Source organism: Gracilimonas sp., assembly GCF_017641085.1.
Classification (GTDB): domain Bacteria; phylum Bacteroidota; class Rhodothermia; order Balneolales; family Balneolaceae; genus Gracilimonas.
Genome location: NZ_JAEPPI010000001.1, coordinates 523,535 through 542,787, shown reverse-complemented (window position 1 = coordinate 542,787; position 19,253 = coordinate 523,535). Strand labels below are relative to the sequence as shown.

Genomic DNA, 19,253 nt, shown 5'->3' with positions numbered 1-19,253 from the left:
AACATCCGTAATTCATCATGAATAATTTATTTAATTAGAGTCATTTGGCGAATCATCACCTGGCTTTCGGCCTGCAGGCGATAATGATATATCCCACTTGCCATATCGGCGGCATCCCAACTCACCCGGTATGTACCCTCCGGTTTTGTTTCATTAACAAGAATAGCAACTTGCTGCCCCATTACATTATACACCGTTAAAGTAACAGGCACTGACTTCGACACGCTATATTCAATTGTTGTAATTGGGTTGAACGGGTTCGGATAATTTTGTTTTAAAGCAAAAGTTTGAGGCTCATCCTCTTGTTCCGTACTTGTAGTTGTACTGGTTTTCAGCGTAATAGAGAATCGTGAGTTTACCTCTTCAGTTTCAGCCTGTGCTGCTGAAAAATGAGAAGCTGAAGTCTCTTTTCGTTTTTGAGTCGCTTCAACCTCAAACTCATACAAAGTTTCCGGTGCCATCGTAACCGATTCTCCTGTTTCATAGTCATTCAGCGTGAACTCCCAATCCTCCGGGATGTTCTTCATTTCAGGCCAGCTGAGGGTATAGGAACCAGAAATTCCGGCATCGGCAATCACCAATTCATAACGTTGTTCCTCTGTTGGATCTAAGAGTCGTGCATCCTGAACCAATAGTTCTTTACCGTTCCCAAAATCGTTTTCAAATGCCAGAAAAGGTGCACCATCCAGTGGTGAAAGTTTACCGCCATCAAATCCATCTTTGTTTGCAGAAGAATGATCAGAGAAATAGAGCTTGGTTGTCCGGTCAGAATAATTTCCCGGAGCTTCCAATAACAAATTTATCTGCCGGAAATTATCTTCTGATCCTGATTTAGATAACTTGACTGCATCGGTTGTAGCAGCTGCAGTTGGGATCGTTAATTCAGTTGTACTGCTGCTAAACCTTTGAACGAAGAACCCACTCCAGTCGCCTATAACATTACTGCTACCAAGATTCACTGTTTCCCATCCCGAGGCACCATAGAGATAAATTGGACTTGTTAAACCATCATTTACCCCATTTCCGCTATCATTTCCTGAAATATCATCGATGGAAAGGTTACTGTTGAATGGGTTCCCGGCAAGCGTCCAGGTATCGGAAATTGTTACATTCACGTCTGCATCAGGGGCATTACCAAATGCATCCAGGGTAATCGGTAATGGGGAACTTCCATTTGTGGAGTTATCGAAGAAATAAAGGATAAAACCCAATCCGTCTCCCCATGGAGTAGTTGTATTGGTGGGGGTGATATAATCCGATTGGTCAGAACCGTCATAAGCCGGGTTGATAAATAAGTTTGGATCTGCACCTGCGTTATCACCACCTGAAATACCCTGAACGGCCGTATTGTCAGATATATCGGCTACGGTTCCATCTTCAATCGGCAAGGAAAGCAGACGCCACCCAGCATTGCCCGTTATTTCCACAGAAGGCTGAAAATACGTACCATCAATTCGGGTTCCGGGAGAAAAAGAAGAAGCATCATCTGTATCGGCGGTTTCGTGCTGTGCAAAACTACCCGTTAAATCAGGACTTCTTGTAATTGATTCATCGTTGTTAGCTTCTGAACCATATGTTAAACTAATAATCTCAATTCCTGATCCATTTTTCAGAGTGATCGTTTCACCTGTATTATTCAACCCCAGTGAAGATGTGGAATCAACAATGCTATTGCCAAAATCTCCTGTCGGTGTTCCTCCTCCGAATATTACCGCCGCTTGCAACGCCTTAAGTGTTGTTGAAGAAGGAAACGTGTACCTGTCCGTAGAGTTATCAGAAAAAACCCAATTACTGATGTCTATATCCGTAGCCCCATAATTGACCAATTCTATAAATTCATCATCATCGGTATCTACAATACCATCCCCGTTTGCATCCCCGCTGGTACCATCCGGATCAGCTAAAACTTCATTAAAAATAATATCCGGAGTTTCTAAAGTGGTAGCATCATCTTCAGGAACCGTTCCATCTGTTTTATAATCAATATCCGAACCTGAATTTGTATAAGGATAAATCTTAAAGTAGTAGGTGGTCGTTTCATCCAAACCGGTGAAAGAAGTCGATCCTTCAGCATATAATACATTCAACGCCCCTGCTCCATCTGATAAATCTGAGTCATCTGATTCAGCTGTCCCGTCTGTTGGGTCTGATACATTATCCATATCACTTGCTTTAACTAAGTATCCATCCGGCAGTGTAGTTCCTAAAGCATCGGTCCAGCTTAAATCAATTCTCTTAATCGACCCTGTGGCCGTAAATGAAGTTGCATGACTGGAAGGTTCAGCCTTTGCGTTCTCAAGTTCCTGTTCAACTGAAAAATCATCGACCCATAACTCCCCTGCTCTTGTACTCGTATATTCGAAATAGACAGTAACATAAGAGAAAGTTGTATGATCAGTATCAGTTGCTAATCCTCCTAAAGTTAGATTATCAAAATCGCCGTCTGTATCATACGACAGACTCCAAATTCCTGAGCTACTTCTCTCAACTTCAATACCAATTAAATCACCTGACCCCCAATCAAATAGAGTGCTTATAATTGCACTATATGAACCATTAGTAACCTTATAAAGGGTCAGGATGTCGGAAATACCATTAAAATTTATACCTACAACGTATCCATTGTAAGTACTACTCATTACATACTCTTCATCTCCAAAAATGCCAACACCGAAAAAATTTGAACCCGATGGATCCCAACTTCCGTTATTTAAATTGAATTGCCAGGTTGTCACCTTTGTAGACAAATCTCCGGAGGATATTGAGCTGTAAATATAACTTTCGTTCTCCTCGCTACTCAAGGCATGTTTCATTGAGTACGAACCATTTATAGGTGAACTTGTTGATGCAGCCCAGTGATTCGTGGAATCATCAACCCAGGAATTTAAATTGCCAGCTTCAAAATCATCTGAAAGCAAGGTTGTCTGTGCCTGGGAAATTTCACTGATAGAAATCAACGATAGTGTAAAAATTAGCAGAATAGTATTCCTCATGGACATTCCATCTTGACTTAATCCCTTACCCCTGCTTATTTAAAAGGGAGTTCTCTCGTTAGGTTAATTAGAATACTCAATGAAAACTCTATCTATCTGAGTCTAATTACCTTAATGAAACACTATTCTGGGATTTATTCTTCTTGACACTAAAAGATTAGAGACTTCTAATGAAAATCAATTTATGCATCTAAGATAATATTCATCAAATAAAAAAAGCCGGGGAGTAAATCTCCGGCTTTAGTCTCAATTTCTTTATAAATAAAAAAGGCTCCGAAACGGAGCCTTATAAAATCTTACTTTTTCTTCTTGTGTCTGTTTTTTCTCAGACGCTTTTTACGCTTATGCTTGGCTATTTTGGCGCGCTTTCTTTTTTTACCGCTTGGCATAAATACTCACCTACATATTGTTTTATAAAAATTACTGTTGTTCGAACAGTTCGGAAAATAAGAAGTTTTAACAGGTTTTCTAAATCAATTTTCAACCATGTGTGCTTCGTTGACTGCTTCTTTAAAATCTTTCGACATTTTCAGCACCGGGGCATATTGTTCCGGCACAATAACTTCTTCATTCGTTTTTGGATTTCGGGCTACTCTCTGAGCTCGCTTAACAACTTTAAAACTGCCAAATCCTCTCAGCTCAATATTCTCGCCTCTCTTCATAGCGTCAATAACAGTTTCCATAAAACCGTTTACAACCGCCTCTGTTTCTACTTTCGTTAACCCTACAGATGAAGAAATTACATCTACGATATCTGCTTTAGTCATAATCTAAAAGGTTATTTAATAATTTGTCTATGGTTTCTTAAAAAATACAATAATGAAAACAAAGCTTCCGTAAAATCGTTCACAAGTTTGAACAAAATACGCAGTTAACTTTTACTGACAGCAACATTTTCACCATCTGATGAAAGTAAACACGGCTTTTCCCTGTTCCGTTTACTTCATTAATCATCCTGTTTAAAGAAGCGCCTGCTTCACTTGCTCAGCTTTCACAAATGTTAACCCTTTAATATTCCCAAATGTTTTTTACTTTCAGCCTGCCTTCTTAACATATTCTTAACCTATAAAATTTTATTCATGGAAGTATTTGAACAAGTTGTAAACTGGCTGAACAACCTGGTTTGGTCAACCCCGGAACAATTTCCTCTCATGGTTGTGGTGCTGTTGGGATTTGGAATCTTCATCACCCTTCGACTTGGCTTTGTGCAAATAAGACGCTTTGCCCATGGTATCAAATCTGTAATGGGAATTTATGATAACCCCGATGATACCGGCGACGTCAATCACTTCCAGGCGCTTACCACTGCTCTTTCAGCAACTGTAGGTATTGGTAATATTGCCGGTGTTGCTATTGCCATCCATTATGGTGGACCCGGTGCTCTTTTCTGGATGTGGGTTACCGCTTTCTTTGGTATGGCCATTAAATACACGGAATGTACGCTTGCTGTTAAATACCGAATTCAAAATGCCGATGGCTCCGTATCCGGTGGTCCTATGTATTATATCGAAAAAGGGCTCGGCTCCAACTGGAAATGGCTGGCCGTCTTTTTCGCCGCTATGGCAGTAATTTGTTCATTCCTTACCGGTAATGCCGTTCAGGCCAACACCGTTGCTGACACTATGTACAGCACCTTCCAGATTCCAAGCTGGGCTTCCGGTTTATTTACCGCAACTTTTGTAGGTATCGTGATTGTAGGTGGTATCAAGCGTATTGGGCAGGTTACCTCTCGATTGATGCCCATCATGGCTCTTATCTATGTATTGGGTGCACTTATCATACTTGCCATCAATGCCGACGACGTGATTCCTGCTTTCGGAACCATCTTTACTTCTGCCTTTACTCCCGAAGCAGGGCTGTTTGGTGTAGGTTCAGGATTATTCCTTACCACTTTGGTTTGGGGTATAAAACGAGGGTTATTTTCCAATGAGGCAGGTCAGGGTTCGGCCCCGATTGCTCACGGTGCTGCTAAAACGGAAGAACCTGTTCGTGAAGGTGTGGTAGCACTGCTTGAACCGTTTATTGATACCATCGTAGTTTGTACTATGACCGGACTTGTAATCGTAAGTACCGGAGTTTGGGAAGAACGCCACGACATGGTTTATGAGCCCGGAAATAGTAATAATGCTGTTGAAATCACCGATGGAAGTAACACCCTGTTGATTGAAGATGGTGAGCCTGTTAACGGTACCGTTGAACGTAATGACTTTCCTACTGGTAAGTTTTTTATCGATGAAGATCAGACTACTGCCTTCTCAGGTACCCTTGTAATGGTTGATGGCGTTGGTGTTTTCACAAACGAAGCCGGTGAAGAAATAGATAATATCTACACCAGCATTATTGAAAACGGGGCCCCGCTAACATCCCTTGGTTTCAAGAAAGGTCTTGCACCTATTTTCCCTTACGGAGATTATATCGTAACTATATGCGTGCTCCTCTTTGGAGTCTCTACAGCCATCAGCTGGAGCTACTATGGAGATAGATCCATACAGTATCTGGCTGGCGACAAATCCATCATTTACTACAAAGTCGTGTACTTGGGGATGCATTTCCTCGGGGCCATATTCCCGCTGGCTACGGTTTGGGCAATCGGTGATATTGCGCTTGGCTTGATGACCTTCCCGAACATCATCGCCCTGTTTGCCCTTTCCGGCTCTGTAGCGGTAGCCAGTAAGAAGTACTTCAACAAAATGGACGAGCTCGAAGCTAAAGGTGAAATTTAAACATGGAACAGGTTACTGAAATAGATCACCCGGTTGTAAAGCGGTATCTAAGTATCCTCCGGGATAAAAATACAGAAACCGCTCCCTTCCGGCGTGCTATGGGAACGATAGGTACCATCCTTGCAGCTGAGGCACTTACCGACCTTCCCCTTCAGGAATACGAAGTAGAAACCCCCATCCAAACAGCGACAGGTTATAAGCCGGCTGCCGAAGTTTTTGTGATTCCCATCCTCCGGGCCGGATTAAGTCTGGTGGATGGCATCATAAGTTTTATGCCCGATGCTAAAGTCGGGCACATTGGGGTGTACAGAGACGAGGAAACCCATGAGCCGGTTAACTATTACCATAATTTTCCCGGTGGATTAAAGGGAGCATATACACTCGTTGTCGACCCGATGCTTGCCACTGGTGGAAGTGGTTCCCATGCCATCAAATTCCTGAAAGAGAATGGAGCAGATAACATTCGGTTTGTTTCACTGATTTCAGCCCCGGAAGGTATCAAACGACTTCGGGAAGACCATCCGGACGTTCCTATTATTACGGCCGCTATCGATGAAAGGCTGAATGAGAATGCCTTTATTGTTCCCGGGCTTGGAGATGCCGGTGACCGCTACTTTGGCACCCTGTAGTTCTATACAATCATCGGCAGGCAGACAATAGCTACAGCTTAAACCGTTATCAGCACATGAAGATTACACACTTGTTCATACTGCCCGTTATGCTGATGCTATCCGGTTCAGGGTGTGGCGAACTTACCGAGTTTGAGAATAAGCAGGTTCAGGAAGCCCTGAGCGATTCCTTATTCACTACAACTGAAAGCTGGGGAATTAATATGGAGATCATGGAAGACGGGAAGCTTAAGTTGAAGCTGTCAGGAACCTATGCCTCTTCCATTAAGAATGAGAATCAAAACATCAGCAAAATTTCGGGCCCGGTTTACATCGAAATATTTGATGAGGAAGGGAAACCGGACACTTATGTTTACACCGACAGTGCCGTTCATCTTCCTGATAAATCCGCTTTTGAGATGTTTGGAAGCGTTCGTGTAAATGCCCCCGAAGGTAAAAAGCTTCGCTCTGAATATCTGAAATGGGAACGGCAGAAAGACCGGGTGAGTACTCCGGAATTCGTCATCTTCATCTCCCCGCCCGATAGTATCGCAGCCGAGGGATTCTTTGGCGATTCAGACCTCACGAATTATACTCTAAACGAAGGCGGCGGGCGTGCAGTCATTGATTAGCTATATTCTAACTCATCGTAATTGTATATTCGGTTCATGAATAAATTTCTTTCCCCCTTTACCAAAGCCGGATCTGCTCTTGTACTTGCACTGCTTCTACTGCAGCCGTTGTCCGTATTTGGTCAAAGTGTTATTAACATCGAATCCTTCAGTCGTGCCGTTGGTGCCACTTTGGATGGCGAGCAAATTCAGAAATTATATAACGCCCGGCTCACCACCGGAAATATCGAGATGGTTTGCGACAGTGCATGGCGGTTCATAAACAGAAATGAAATCCGTGCTTTCGGAAACATCCAAATTGAAACACCGGATGAGACTATCTGGAGCGATACCCTTTACTACTACACGAATCGTGACCTGAGTTTACTACGCGGTCGGGTGATTATCATGCAAGACAGCACCACTCTTTTTGGGAAGAGGGTGGACTATAATTTTTTCTCTAAGGTCGCCTATTTTGATAATGGAATTCGACTGGAAGATCAGGATGGAACCCTGATTGCGGAACGTGGCACCTATTTCCAAAACCAAGACAGTGCTATTTTTAAAGGAAATGTGCAGTTATCCGACTCAGCTCAGTATGCGGAAGGAGACAGTTTATTCATCAATCGATCCACCCAATACCTACAGCTGTATGATAATATTTTTGTAGCCGACAGTACTAACAACGGGACACTAACCGGAGATTATTTGGAAGCCGATTCTACCGGCAGGCGCTTTGTGGACGGCAATGGCTACATGCGAAAAATCAGTTCTGACACCACCGATACCACCCATATTTTTGGTGATCAGCTGTTACTATTGGAGCAGGATTCAACCAACCTAATTCGTGGATACGAGAACGTCAGAGTTTGGTCCCGAAAATTCTCATCCGTTTCTGATACTCTTTTATATGATTCCTCAACGGAGGTTTTTGAGCTGATATCCAATCCCATTGCCTGGCATGATAATATTCAGCTTACCGGCCCCTACATCTCTGTTCAAATGGATAGCAATGAAGTACAGCAGCTGAAAGCATACCATAAAACCATCGCTGTACAGGAAGACAGCGCCACCGGCCGCCTGCACCAAATAAAAGGGGACACATTGATTGCAAACTTTACGGATGGAAATATTTCACGCATTAAAATTTATCCGAACAGTCAGGTTTTATATCACACCAAGAATGAATCTGACGAACCTGATGGGGCTGTTGAATATTCATCCCCGCAAACGGTGATGTACTTCAGCAACGGAGACCTGCAACGTGTGGTAGCCGGCAAAAATGATGGCTACTTCTTTGAAGAATTTGCCGGGCTTGCCGATCGAAAGTTAGACGGTTTTTCCTGGAATCCGGAGCGCCGCCCAGAACGCCCCAAAATGGAGGCCGTCCCGCGTTTCCCGCCCGTTCCTAAAGAACGCCCTTTTGAGCTGCCCAACAGATATCTGGAATACATCAATAAGGGAAACTAATCGCTAATTTCCATGTCTAAGTAGCGAAGGCTCTTCCTGCCGCTCTGAATTACAATCATGGTAATCCTGAAATCAAGCTAATCAAGGAACACTTCAGTGTTGAATGTTCCTTGTTCAATGTTCTTCAGGCTTCCTGAAGCTCCAGATTCTGATCAACTACTCGTTTTTGAACATCATGAGGAACCTGGGCATAGTGAGAGAACGCACGCGTATAGGTTGCACTTCCCTGCGTCATCGATTTCAGCCGGGTTGAATAATGATCCAGTTCTTCCAAGGGAACATGTGCCTTTATTTTTTGAATTGAACCTTCACCATCCATGCCCTGAATTTGTCCGCGCCGGGTGCTCAGGTCGCTCATCACATCCCCCATAAAGTCGGAAGGAACGGTAACTTCAATTTCATAAACCGGCTCCATCAGCTGTGGATTTGCCTGCATAAAACCATCCCGGAAGGCCATCCGGGCTGCAGTTTTGAAGGCCGCTTCGTTGGAATCTACCGAGTGCATCGATCCGTCAAAAACGGAAACCCGGATATCGCGGGCACGACAACCACTCATCGGGCCGTTCTCCATTTTCTCCATCACTCCTTTGAGAATAGCCGGCATAAACCGATTGTCAATCACCCCACCCACAATGCAGTTCTGAAACACCAGCTTACCGCCCCAATCCAGTTCGTGCTCCTGAACATCCCTAACCTTGAGGTCACTCGGTGGAGGCATTCCTTCTGTGTATGGCTCAATCAAAAGATGAACCTCCGCAAATTGCCCGGCTCCACCTGATTGTTTTTTGTGTTTATATTGAGACTTCACTCCTTTGGTAATGGTTTCTCGATATGGAATTTTTGGAGTGATGAATTCCACATCCAGCTTAAATCGGTTTCTGAGCTGATCTTCTATCACAGCAAGATGCTCCTCGCCCTGTCCGTGAATTATAACCTGACGAAGTTCCTGACTGTGTTCAATGACTACCGAAGGATCTTCACGGTGAATCTGATGCAGCGCATGTCCCAGCTTATCTTCCTCCCCTTCTTTCTTCAGCTTCACGGCTGTACGTATTGTTGTTGGAGGAAACTGGATACCTTGTAGTTTAACTTCATGTCCTTTTTCGTGGAGGGTGTCGTTGACTTCTCCATCCTTCAGCTTCACCACAGCTCCGATATCTCCGGTTTGAATTTCACTTATTTCGATACGCTTATGCCCTTCCGTCAGGAATAAGCTTCCAAGGCGTACTGAGGAATCATTGGAGCTGTTGATCAAATCCATTCCCGGCCTGATGGAACCGCCGTAAGTTTTGAAATAGATCAAATCCCCGACATGTGACTCGGAATGCGTCTTGAATAAAAACATCACGGGTTTACCATCCGGATCCAGTTCAAAAACTTCTCCGTCTTCAGTTTTAGGCGGATTTCCTTCCAGGGGATTCGGAGCCACATCATCGAGGAATCCCATTACCCGGCCGGTGCCCATATTTTTTGCCGCACAGTTCACAAAAAGTGGAAATATCTGTCCGTTAACCAAAGAAATATGCAATCCCTTCTGCATTTGTTCTTCGTCCAGCTCTCCTTGCTCAAAATAGATGTCCATCAGGGTTTCGTCATTCTCGGCAATGGTTTCCACAAGTTCCTGATGTAGCTGCTGGGCACGGGCCTGTTGCGATTCGGGGATCGGCAGTTTATCCGGCTTCCCTCCTTTCTCGGGGAATTCGTACATCGTCATGCGAAGCACATCGATGATTGCGTGGAAATCAGGTCCTTCACTGAATGGATACTGCACCACTGTTACCTGGCGTCCAAAATGTTCTTTGGCTTCATTTACAGTCTTCCAGAAATCTGACTGATCCGTATCCGGTTTATTGACAACAAACATGGAAGGTACACTGTACTTTTGAACGTATTTCCAGAGTGAATCGGTAGCTGTTTCAACCCCCTGTTCCGAGTTTAGTACAAAAATAGCGGTATCTGCGATACGAACGGCTCCTGCCACCTCCCCGATGTAATCCGATGTGCCCGGGGTGTCGATAAGATTAATTTTATGGCCCCGCCAGTCCAGGTTCATGAAAGATGAGAAAATGGATTTCTGCTTTTCCTTTTCCAGACTATGGTAATCAGAAACGGTATTCTTTTCTTCTATCGATCCTCGTCGGTTAATGGCTCCGGCTTCGAAAAGCATCGTTTCGGCTAACGTTGTTTTTCCGGAGCCTGAATGCCCCAACAGAACAACATTACGAATACGGGTAGGATTATAAACTTTCATGGTAACTCCTTTTTCTCTTTTTTCAACTGCTACTAAATCTCTAAAACACGAAATAATTAATTACTTTTCGTGCCTTGGTGCTTTAGTGGCAAAATTTCTGCTATGTTTATGGATAGCAGGTTAACTTGTCAAAAAGCGCGACCAGCTTTTGCGCCAAAAATTCAATGAACAGTACCCATTCTTTTTGAATAGAATGTGAAGATCAAAAATAAACGGAGTCACGAATAAATCAACATGAAAAAGATTTTATTAATACAGACCGGGGGAACCATTGCCATGAACGCTAAAGGAGCGGGTGTTGAGCTGGATCCGGAGCGGTGGTCGAAGGTGTTGTATGAAGAGATTCCGGAGTTAAATGAAATTGCTGAGATTGTAACCTTCCCCCTTTTCTTCGAGGATAGTTCGGATTTGAATGCCTGGCATTGGGTGAAATTGGCGGGTTGTATTAAAGAAAAATATGAAGAGTTCGACGGTTTTGTGATTCTGCATGGAACCGATACTATGGCTTATTCTGCATCGGCTCTTAGCTTTGGGTTGAAGAATCTGGGCAAGCCGGTCATCTTTACCGGGTCGCAGCTGCCCATGAGTACCATTCGCAGCGATGCACGCCGGAACCTGGTAAACGCCATCGAATTGGCTACGATGGATTTTAAGGAAGTCGGCATCTGTTTCAACGATGCACTTTATCGCGGCAACCGTGCCACCAAACTCAGTATTGGCGATTTTGATGCTTTCGGCTCTCCCAACTTCTCCCCCCTTGCTGATATAGGAATTCAGATTGAATCCCTCGTTCAGGAGCAATTCGGAAACGGGAATTTTAAGAACGTAGCCAAATATTCCGATGAGGTTTTTGTGCTTACAGCTCACCCCAACCTGAATCCAAAGCTTTTGATGGATTTGAAGCTGGACAACGTGCGTGCAGTAATTCTTCGGGCATTCGGAAGCGGGAATTTCTGCGTGAAAGGTGAAAAAAGCCTGCTTCCTTTTCTGGATAAATGCCGGGAGCAAGATGTGATTGTAGCCATCGTCTCCCAAGCCGATTATGATTCGGTCGATCTCACCCAATATTCCGCAGGGCGAGCAGCTTTAGAACACGGGGCCATTAGTGGGAATGATCTTACCCTGGAGGCGGCTGTGACTAAGATGATGTGGTTACTCGCTAACCATAAATCACTCGAAAATGTAAAAATACAATTTCAAACTGTTTTAGCGGGAGAACTTACAGACGACAATTAAAATCTCAGAGAAGAGAAATTGTATGCAAATTATACTGATCATCGAAAACTAAAATATTTGTCGGCTTAGTAGATTTCACTGTACTCCAAGTTACGATAAAGTAATAATTGGAAACTTTATAATAAGTATAAGCCGTACTCGAAATACTCGTCATAGTTGTAGATTTAAAGTAATTCAACTTATAACAACTATAACTACTGCCCGTTAGAAGTTCTATATTAGAATACTGCAAATTATCAAGCCCTTTCTTAACACGGTGAGATTCATAGCCATCTGCTGTTAGAAAAGAATCCAACCGAGCTAACGAATTATTTTCTGGATTAGCAGAATTACTTGGACAATTGGATATTTTTTGAGCCTGAACTTCTGACAAAAGCAGAATCGCCGTAAATAGGACTAAATAGATACTTTTCAAACTGGCACTCGATTTCTTTAGTAAATATTACCATAATAATAAACCTTCGCTAAAAAATACTATCTGTGGCAACAAGTTTTATACAAACTCATGTTTTTATTAGCACATTACGATTCCAAAACCGATATTGAGCAACGTTTCCAGCAATCGCTGGCCGGGGAACTGTAATAGGTTTTAGGTGTTAGTCTCAAGGTTTTAGGAAGGCTTCATCCAAAACCTAACACCTAACACCTAAAACTTGCACCTAACACCTAACACCTAACACCTAAAACTTGCACCTAACACCTTCACCATGTTTTTTATTTTTGATGTAGAGACCGTTCCGGATTTTGATTTCATTCGCCGGGTACTCAATGACCAGGATTCTGATCAGGAGCTGTTACTGGAAAAGGCGAGTGAGGAATTAGCCCGAAATAAATCAGGTTTCCTTCCACCTATGTATCACCGAATGGTTTCCTGGGTTGGACTTTGGATTGAGAATACCGGCGGACCTAAACAAAAAGTGGCCTGGAGTGGCGAGGATGAAAAGGAAGGCCTCAAACAGATTTTCGATGCAATAGGTACCTATAAAGACTTTGGCCTGATTCACCATAACGGAAAAGGCTTTGATATTCCCGTGCTAACCTACCGTGCGATGAAGCACGGACTACAAATGCCGGTTCGCATGCACGATTATGATATCCGCTACCGCTACAGCCGGCATAACGTAGATTTGGTAGATGAATTCAGTAATTACGGAGCCAGTTCCTGGCCCAAACTCAAACATTTGGGTCAGCTTATTGGCATACCCTTCAAACAAACCGGGGAGGGAAATGAAGTGCTGGCTATGTTCCAGCGGGGTGAACTTGACCTGATTGAGCATTACTGCTACGAAGATGTAATGGCCACCTATATTGTGTGGCTGTACCACCAATACACAGTCGGTCATATTCCCGAAGACCAATTCAATAACCTGAAAGACCGGGCAATGAGCAAGCTGGAAGAAATTCAGTCCGGCCCGCCTAAGTAGATTCGCTACGACGCAGAGCGTCATAGCGAGGTTGTATAGAATCTTGAGGATGAAGCTTATGCCGATTAAGAATCAGCTATTTTTACTTCCCCACTCGTTCTGACGCTCTGCGTCGGAACGAAGCCTCTATTACCATATTATACCACCCGGTCCGGATCACTGTAATCAGGGATCTCACCCCGGTAGCCAAGAATAGTTTTAATCAGCTTCACCGACCACTCGCTTTGGTTTTTGATGTACCACTGATCGGCAGCACGACGTGCCCCCAATCCCCAGCTGGGATAGGGATGAATAGTATCCGCAATGCCCCGCATAGATACCCCGTTTTTAATCGCAACGGCATATTCAGAGATAAATTCTCCGGCATGAGCTCCCACTGCGGTAGCTCCAAGGATTTTACCCGATAATTTCTTAGCGAATATTTTAACCAGGCCGGTAGTATCTCCTTCAGCCACCGCCCGATCAATTTTGGAATATGGAAATCGATAAACCTCATACTTCTCGCCTTCCTCTTTTAGCTGCTTCTCCGTTTTGCCGACATGAGCCAATTCCGGATCAGTAAAAGTGACCCACGATACCATATCTTTTTCAATCTTCATGGGCACAACTTTTAGCAGAGCTTTTGTAGCTGCGATCTTGGCCATATGCTCGCTCATGTGGGTGAACTGATATCGTCCCGTCACATCGCCGGCGGCATAAATATGAGATTGACTGCTTCGGCAGGATTCATCCACTACAATGTTCCCTTTTTCTGTTTTTACACCGGCTGCTTCCAGGTTCAGTGAAGAGGTTTTCGCTCTTCGTCCCGTTGCCATTAAAAGGGCATCCCCTTCAATTACTTTCTCTTCTCCCTCAATTTCAACCTGTACTTTAATTCTGCTTCCGTCCTGCATCACTTTTTTTACTGAAGCATTCAATTGGTAATTCACGCCCTGCTTCTTCAACTCATCGTGTAGTATGTCAACCAACTCCGGATCGTCATTCGCTAAAATTCGATCAGCCATATCAATCACTGTGACATCCGAGCCGAGATTCACAAAAGCCTGAGACATCTCTGTGCCAATAGGTCCGCCACCAATAATCAGTAACTCTCCAGGTAAATCTTCTATCTCAAAAAGGCTTTCGTTCGTCAGGTAGTCCACCTCTTCGATTCCTTGTATGGGTGGCACAAATGCTTTGGCTCCGGTAGCAATAATGAAATATTTGGATGACACCGCCCTTGTTCTGCCATCCTTAAATTCAATTTCAATGGTATGATTATCTTTAAAAGATGCCAGCCCCTGAACCACTTCAATGCCCATGTCTTCAAAAATCTCCGGCCGGTCTGCATCGTGATACACTTCTTTACGGACGTCATCCACGTGTTGCATCACCTTTTTGAAATCGATATTAGGCTCTCCGTCAACAAGCCCGTACTTTCCGGCATCTTTAATTTGGCGAGCCACTTTTCCTGCTTTGAGCAGAGTTTTGGAAGGAATACACCCCGTCCATGTGCAATCTCCCCCTAACCGATCGGCTTCAACCATCATTGTTTTTGCACCAAAATTGGCCGCTATCCCCGAAGCTGTTAAGCCGGCTGCACCACCGCCAATTACAATCATATCAAAATCATATCCAGCCATAAATCAATGTCTCCTTTTTTGATAGAGATGACCTAACCATCTGTATGCTTACTTCATTTCATACAATATATCTTTCCTCAACATATAAAATGCAAGCAGTGCAGAGATCATGGATTTACAGCTGGATGATTAACCTATCATATCAGGCACGCAGTGGTGTTATTTTTTGATTGTTGATGTCTTGTTCTTCCTTGTTTTTTCTGAGTACAGCCTGTGCGGAAGCGAGGTGAGCCACCGGCACCCGAAATGGGGAACAGGACACATAATCCAAACCGGTGTTGTATGCAAAATGAACGCTGGATGGATCTCCGCCGTGTTCACCGCAAATTCCTACTTTTAGTGTGGAGTTTACCATTCTGCCCAGCCGTGTTCCTGCATGAACAAATTGCCCGACACCTTCTTCATCCAATACCTGGAAAGGATCCTGCTTCAGGATGCCCCTTTCAATGTAATCCGGCAAGAATTTTGCGGCATCATCACGGCTGAAACCATAGGTGAGCTGTGTCAGATCATTGGTTCCAAAGGAGAAAAAATCTGCTTTTTCAGCGATTTGATCCGCCAAAATAGCCGCTCTTGGTATCTCTATCATGGTTCCTACTTTATAGTCCAGTTCTACACCTGCTTCTGCCAGTATTTCCGTGGCAACTCTTTCAACAACCTCACGCTGATTTACAAACTCCTCTACGCTTCCTACCAGAGGAATCATTATTTCGGGGAACACTTCTTTGCCTTGTTTAACCAATTCTATAGCCGCTTCAATAATAGCGCGGGTCTGCATTTCAGTTATTTCAGGGTAGGTGATTCCCAACCGGCAACCACGATGTCCTAACATTGGGTTGAACTCTTTCAACTGGTTTACTTTCTGCAAAAGTTTGTCTGGTGTCACTCCCAGCTCGCCGGCTACTTTTCCGATTTCCTCTTTTTCCTGTGGAAGAAATTCATGAAGTGGCGGGTCCAGCAGCCTGATGGTGACAGGCAGTCCTTCCATGGCTTCAAAAATTTCAGCAAAATCTTGTTTCTGGAATGGAAGTAAGTTGCTTAAAGCTGCAACACGTTCTTCCTTAGATTCTGCTATTATCATTTTACGCATAAAATTAACCCGGCCGGGCTTAAAGAACATATGTTCGGTACGGGCAAGGCCAATACCTTTTGCCCCATACGAGCGGGCAACCCGTGCATCCTCCGGTGTTTCGGCATTGGTTCGAACTTTCATCAGTTCAATATCAGTAACCCAATCCATAAAGGTTTGGTATTCCTCACTGAACTCAGGTTTAGACAACTCTTTTTTGCCCAGTATCACTTTCCCGGTATTACCGTTCAGTGAAATCCAATCGCCTTCTTTTACCGTTACCTCTCCATTGGTAAACGATCTTGTTTTGTAATTGATCACAATATCACTGCAGCCGGCCACGCATGGTTTGCCCCATCCGCGGGCTACAACAGCGGCGTGGCTGGTCATTCCACCTCGGGATGTTAGAATACCTTCAGCAGAAGACATTCCACCCACATCTTCCGGGCTGGTTTCAATCCTTACCAGTATAACGGGTTTATTGTCCTTACCTGCTTCCTCGGCTTTTTTGGAATCAAATACAACTTTACCAACCGCCGCTCCCGGAGAAGCCGGTAACCCGCTTCCCAGTATGGTATTTTCAGCCTGTTCCCCATCTTTAAACTGAGGATGCAAAAGCTGTTCGATGTGTTCCGGGTCAACCAGGTCCCGAATAGCTTCATCTTTGGAAAGGATTTTCTCTTCAACTAAATCTACCGCAATTTTAACGGCAGCCGCTCCCGTTCGTTTACCATTTCTGGTTTGAAGGATAAAAAGCTTTCCATCCTGAATGGTGAACTCAATATCCTGCATATTTTTGTAGTGAGATTCGAGTTTACCGGTATAATTTACCAGCTCCTTATAAATTTCAGGATTTCTTTCTTCTAACTCTGCAATTGGGTTTGGCGTGCGGATCCCTGCCACAACATCTTCACCCTGGGCATTCAGCAGGAACTCGCCATATAGCCTGGATTCACCGGTAGCCGGATTTCGGGTAAAGCAAACGCCGGTTCCACTGCTCTCCCCCATATTTCCAAACACCATGGCCTGCACGTTTACCGCCGTGCCTATTAAACCATGAATATTACTGATTTGACGGTACTTTATAGCTCGTGCGCTATTCCACGAATTGAATACGGCATTTATGGCAAATCGGAGTTGTTCCATGGGGTCATCCGGAAACATGTGCCCGGTTATTTTTCGATAAATCGCTTTATATCGATCCGTTAACTCCCGCAGGTGAGATGCAGTCAATTCAAGATCCTCTTTGACGCCCACTTCTTTCTTCAGCTTCTCGATAGCTTCTTCAAAATGATCGTGGGTTACCCCCATCACCACATCTCCAAACATATCAATAAACCGGCGGTAACTGTCGTAAGCAAATCGTTCGTTGCCCGTTTTTCTGATAATCGCTTCTACAACTTCATCATTAATTCCAAGATTCAGAATGGTATCCATCATCCCCGGCATGGAAACAGCGGCACCGGAGCGAACTGATATCAACAAGGGGGCCTTTTCATTACCCAGCTTCATTCCCATTTCGGTTTCAATATGTTTAACCCCTCCCCTAACCTGGCCCATAAGATTTTCAGGCCATTCCATTCGGTTATCAATTGTTTTCTTACATGCTTCCGTAGAAATGGTAAATCCGGGCGGAACCGGAATTCCGATTGTACTCATTTCAGCAAGGTTTGCCCCTTTGCCCCCCAACAGATGTTTCATACCTCTGTTTCCATCTGTGTTAAATCTTCCGAAGCGATATACAAATTTTTCTAAATCAGCCATAACATTACCTCATTGTGCTTTTATTTAAGAACAAGGCCTTCTGCCTGGCTGATACACCCACTTATTTCAACCCGGCCTCTAAGACCGAACTGTTATAGTATTCAAAAGTAATGTGAAGGGTTTATGTATATAGCTTAGAAAAGCGATAAAGAGGCTCTTTCAGCCCGGAAGTTCGTTCGAATCTACTTCGGGAGCCACATCTTCGATCTTATTTTTAACTTTTTGATAGGTTGACCATGCCCCATAGCCAATCATCAATACCACCACCGCATACACCCTCCAGGGCACATTTTCGCCGGCAATGATCAGGTACAGATAAGCGGATATAAAAAAGAACGTAGAACTCATGGCCGGTAGAACGATCGATTTTTGCTGGCGGTAATTCTTGACTAACCAGCCGATACTCAGCGTAAAAAAAGGAATAGCTCCTACATAAATACTCCCGAAAATTATGGGATTTACCCCGTAATCTTCCCCCAGACTAAAAAACCATTCCTTTGTAATTTCAAAAAATTCAGCCATAGATCAGCAAGTTTTAAATTGTGTAATAGTTGCGAACGAATATAGATTAATAAGCCTTTTTTTGATGATATTACACATCAAATTCTTACGGTATAATACCTAATAATAATGAGCAGATTCAAAAATTACATATCTGTCGCTTTTTTGCTGCTTGCAGTAGCAGGATTGCTTTCTTCTATGGCTCACTACCATAGTGATGGCTTGGAATGTCTGCATCATGCCAACGAACAGCATTATACCGAATCTGATCCCGTTTGCCCGGTTTGTACGATAAGTTCTTACACTCCGGATACCAATCCGGCACCTTTTATATCTTGGAATATCAGGAAGTGCTGATTTCGGGAACGGATTTCCACTTTTCCGATGAACCATTCATACCTCTTCTGGGTCGCTCCCCACCCGCATTGATTTAAGTAAGCCACTAAATCCGGCCTCATTTCGCGGCCTGTCATATTATTTACCAACTTATTTAAATCATTTTACCCATGAAAAAAGTATCCTTTTTATCAGCGGCTAAAGCTGTATTAACACTGTTTATTTTCGCAGGAATTTTAACCGCATGCTCAAACTCTACTTCTTCAGAAGACCATGAACAAGAACCTGTTGGATTTGCCATTTATCAAGGTAGCACACTTCTGGTTTCTCAAAATTCATCAGGTTCGATGTCAGGTGAAATAACAATAGAAGCTTCAACATCATCAGATCTTAGAATCGCTTTTATTGATGAAGATGACGAAGTCTTTACGCCCGATAAAGACGAACATAGCTTAAGTTTTGAAACCATAAATGGCTCCGGCGAAATTTCCATTTCGCAAGAAGATGCTTCCAACCAGCCTTTCCTTTTTACCATAAATGGGGTAAGTGAAGGGGAAGCTTCATTTAATTTTTCTCTTCTGCATGTTGGAGCCGAAGAATTTGGCCCTGCAACTGTTCCAGTAACAGTTTCAGCTTCCAATTAAG

14 protein-coding genes are annotated in these 19,253 nt (G+C 43.7%); 8 read left to right on the top strand and 6 right to left on the bottom strand.

The window, feature by feature from the left end:
- Positions 1-26: 26 nt before the first annotated feature.
- Positions 27-2,993, bottom strand: a complete 2,967-nt coding sequence (locus JJ941_RS02185) for a lamin tail domain-containing protein (protein WP_290961833.1) — start codon at positions 2,991-2,993, stop codon at positions 27-29.
- 473 nt (positions 2,994-3,466) lie between these two features.
- Positions 3,467-3,760 (bottom strand): HU family DNA-binding protein, encoded by a 294-nt coding sequence (locus tag JJ941_RS02180; RefSeq protein WP_290961830.1) that lies wholly within the window; start codon positions 3,758-3,760, stop codon positions 3,467-3,469.
- A gap of 312 nt (positions 3,761-4,072) precedes the next feature.
- On the opposite strand from JJ941_RS02180, the gene JJ941_RS02175 reads away from it, so the two are divergent.
- Genes JJ941_RS02175 through JJ941_RS02160 form a run of 4 tightly spaced genes read left to right on the top strand, consistent with a single transcriptional unit; the run spans position 4,073 to position 8,405 of the window.
- Positions 4,073-5,716: a sodium:alanine symporter family protein gene (locus tag JJ941_RS02175; RefSeq protein WP_290961827.1), complete on the top strand. Its 1,644-nt coding sequence runs from the start codon at positions 4,073-4,075 to the stop codon at positions 5,714-5,716.
- Positions 5,717-5,718: 2 nt separating this feature from the next.
- Positions 5,719-6,345: a uracil phosphoribosyltransferase gene (upp, locus tag JJ941_RS02170; RefSeq protein WP_290961824.1), complete on the top strand. Its 627-nt coding sequence runs from the start codon at positions 5,719-5,721 to the stop codon at positions 6,343-6,345.
- 56 nt (positions 6,346-6,401) lie between these two features.
- A complete protein-coding gene (lptC, locus tag JJ941_RS02165) occupies positions 6,402-6,956 on the top strand; it encodes an LPS export ABC transporter periplasmic protein LptC (protein ID WP_290961822.1) in 555 nt (184 codons plus the stop codon).
- A gap of 36 nt (positions 6,957-6,992) precedes the next feature.
- Positions 6,993-8,405, top strand: coding sequence for an OstA-like protein (locus JJ941_RS02160; RefSeq protein WP_290961819.1), 1,413 nt, complete (start codon positions 6,993-6,995; stop codon positions 8,403-8,405).
- A 124-nt stretch (positions 8,406-8,529) separates the two neighbouring features.
- Here the strand turns inward: JJ941_RS02160 and JJ941_RS02155 are convergent, their stop codons facing one another.
- Positions 8,530-10,656 carry an elongation factor G gene (locus JJ941_RS02155; RefSeq protein ID WP_290961816.1) on the bottom strand — a complete coding sequence of 709 codons (2,127 nt, stop codon included), beginning with the start codon at positions 10,654-10,656 and terminating at the stop codon, positions 8,530-8,532.
- 234 nt (positions 10,657-10,890) lie between these two features.
- Here JJ941_RS02155 and JJ941_RS02150 point away from each other — a divergent pair, with 234 nt between their 5' ends.
- A complete protein-coding gene (locus JJ941_RS02150) occupies positions 10,891-11,892 on the top strand; it encodes an asparaginase (RefSeq protein WP_290961813.1) in 1,002 nt (333 codons plus the stop codon).
- Positions 11,893-12,599: 707 nt separating this feature from the next.
- Positions 12,600-13,316 (top strand): ribonuclease H-like domain-containing protein, encoded by a 717-nt coding sequence (locus JJ941_RS02145; RefSeq protein ID WP_290961810.1) that lies wholly within the window; start codon positions 12,600-12,602, stop codon positions 13,314-13,316.
- Positions 13,317-13,453: 137 nt separating this feature from the next.
- Here the strand turns inward: JJ941_RS02145 and JJ941_RS02140 are convergent, their stop codons facing one another.
- From JJ941_RS02140 to JJ941_RS02130, 3 genes are all read right to left on the bottom strand, one after another.
- Positions 13,454-14,938 (bottom strand): NAD(P)/FAD-dependent oxidoreductase, encoded by a 1,485-nt coding sequence (locus JJ941_RS02140; protein WP_290961808.1) that lies wholly within the window; start codon positions 14,936-14,938, stop codon positions 13,454-13,456.
- 142 nt (positions 14,939-15,080) lie between these two features.
- Entirely contained in the window at positions 15,081-17,771 is a 2,691-nt protein-coding gene (ppdK, locus tag JJ941_RS02135; RefSeq protein WP_290961806.1) for a pyruvate, phosphate dikinase, read from the bottom strand.
- Positions 17,772-17,930: 159 nt separating this feature from the next.
- Complete coding sequence (locus JJ941_RS02130) at positions 17,931-18,293, bottom strand: hypothetical protein (RefSeq protein ID WP_290961804.1); 363 nt, start codon at positions 18,291-18,293, stop codon at positions 17,931-17,933.
- A 108-nt stretch (positions 18,294-18,401) separates the two neighbouring features.
- Here JJ941_RS02130 and JJ941_RS02125 point away from each other — a divergent pair, with 108 nt between their 5' ends.
- On the top strand, positions 18,402-18,629 hold the full coding sequence (locus JJ941_RS02125) for a hypothetical protein (protein WP_290961801.1): 228 nt from the start codon (positions 18,402-18,404) through the stop codon (positions 18,627-18,629).
- A 149-nt stretch (positions 18,630-18,778) separates the two neighbouring features.
- Complete coding sequence (locus JJ941_RS02120) at positions 18,779-19,252, top strand: hypothetical protein (RefSeq protein ID WP_290961799.1); 474 nt, start codon at positions 18,779-18,781, stop codon at positions 19,250-19,252.
- The last annotated feature ends 1 nt before the right edge of the window (position 19,253 follow it).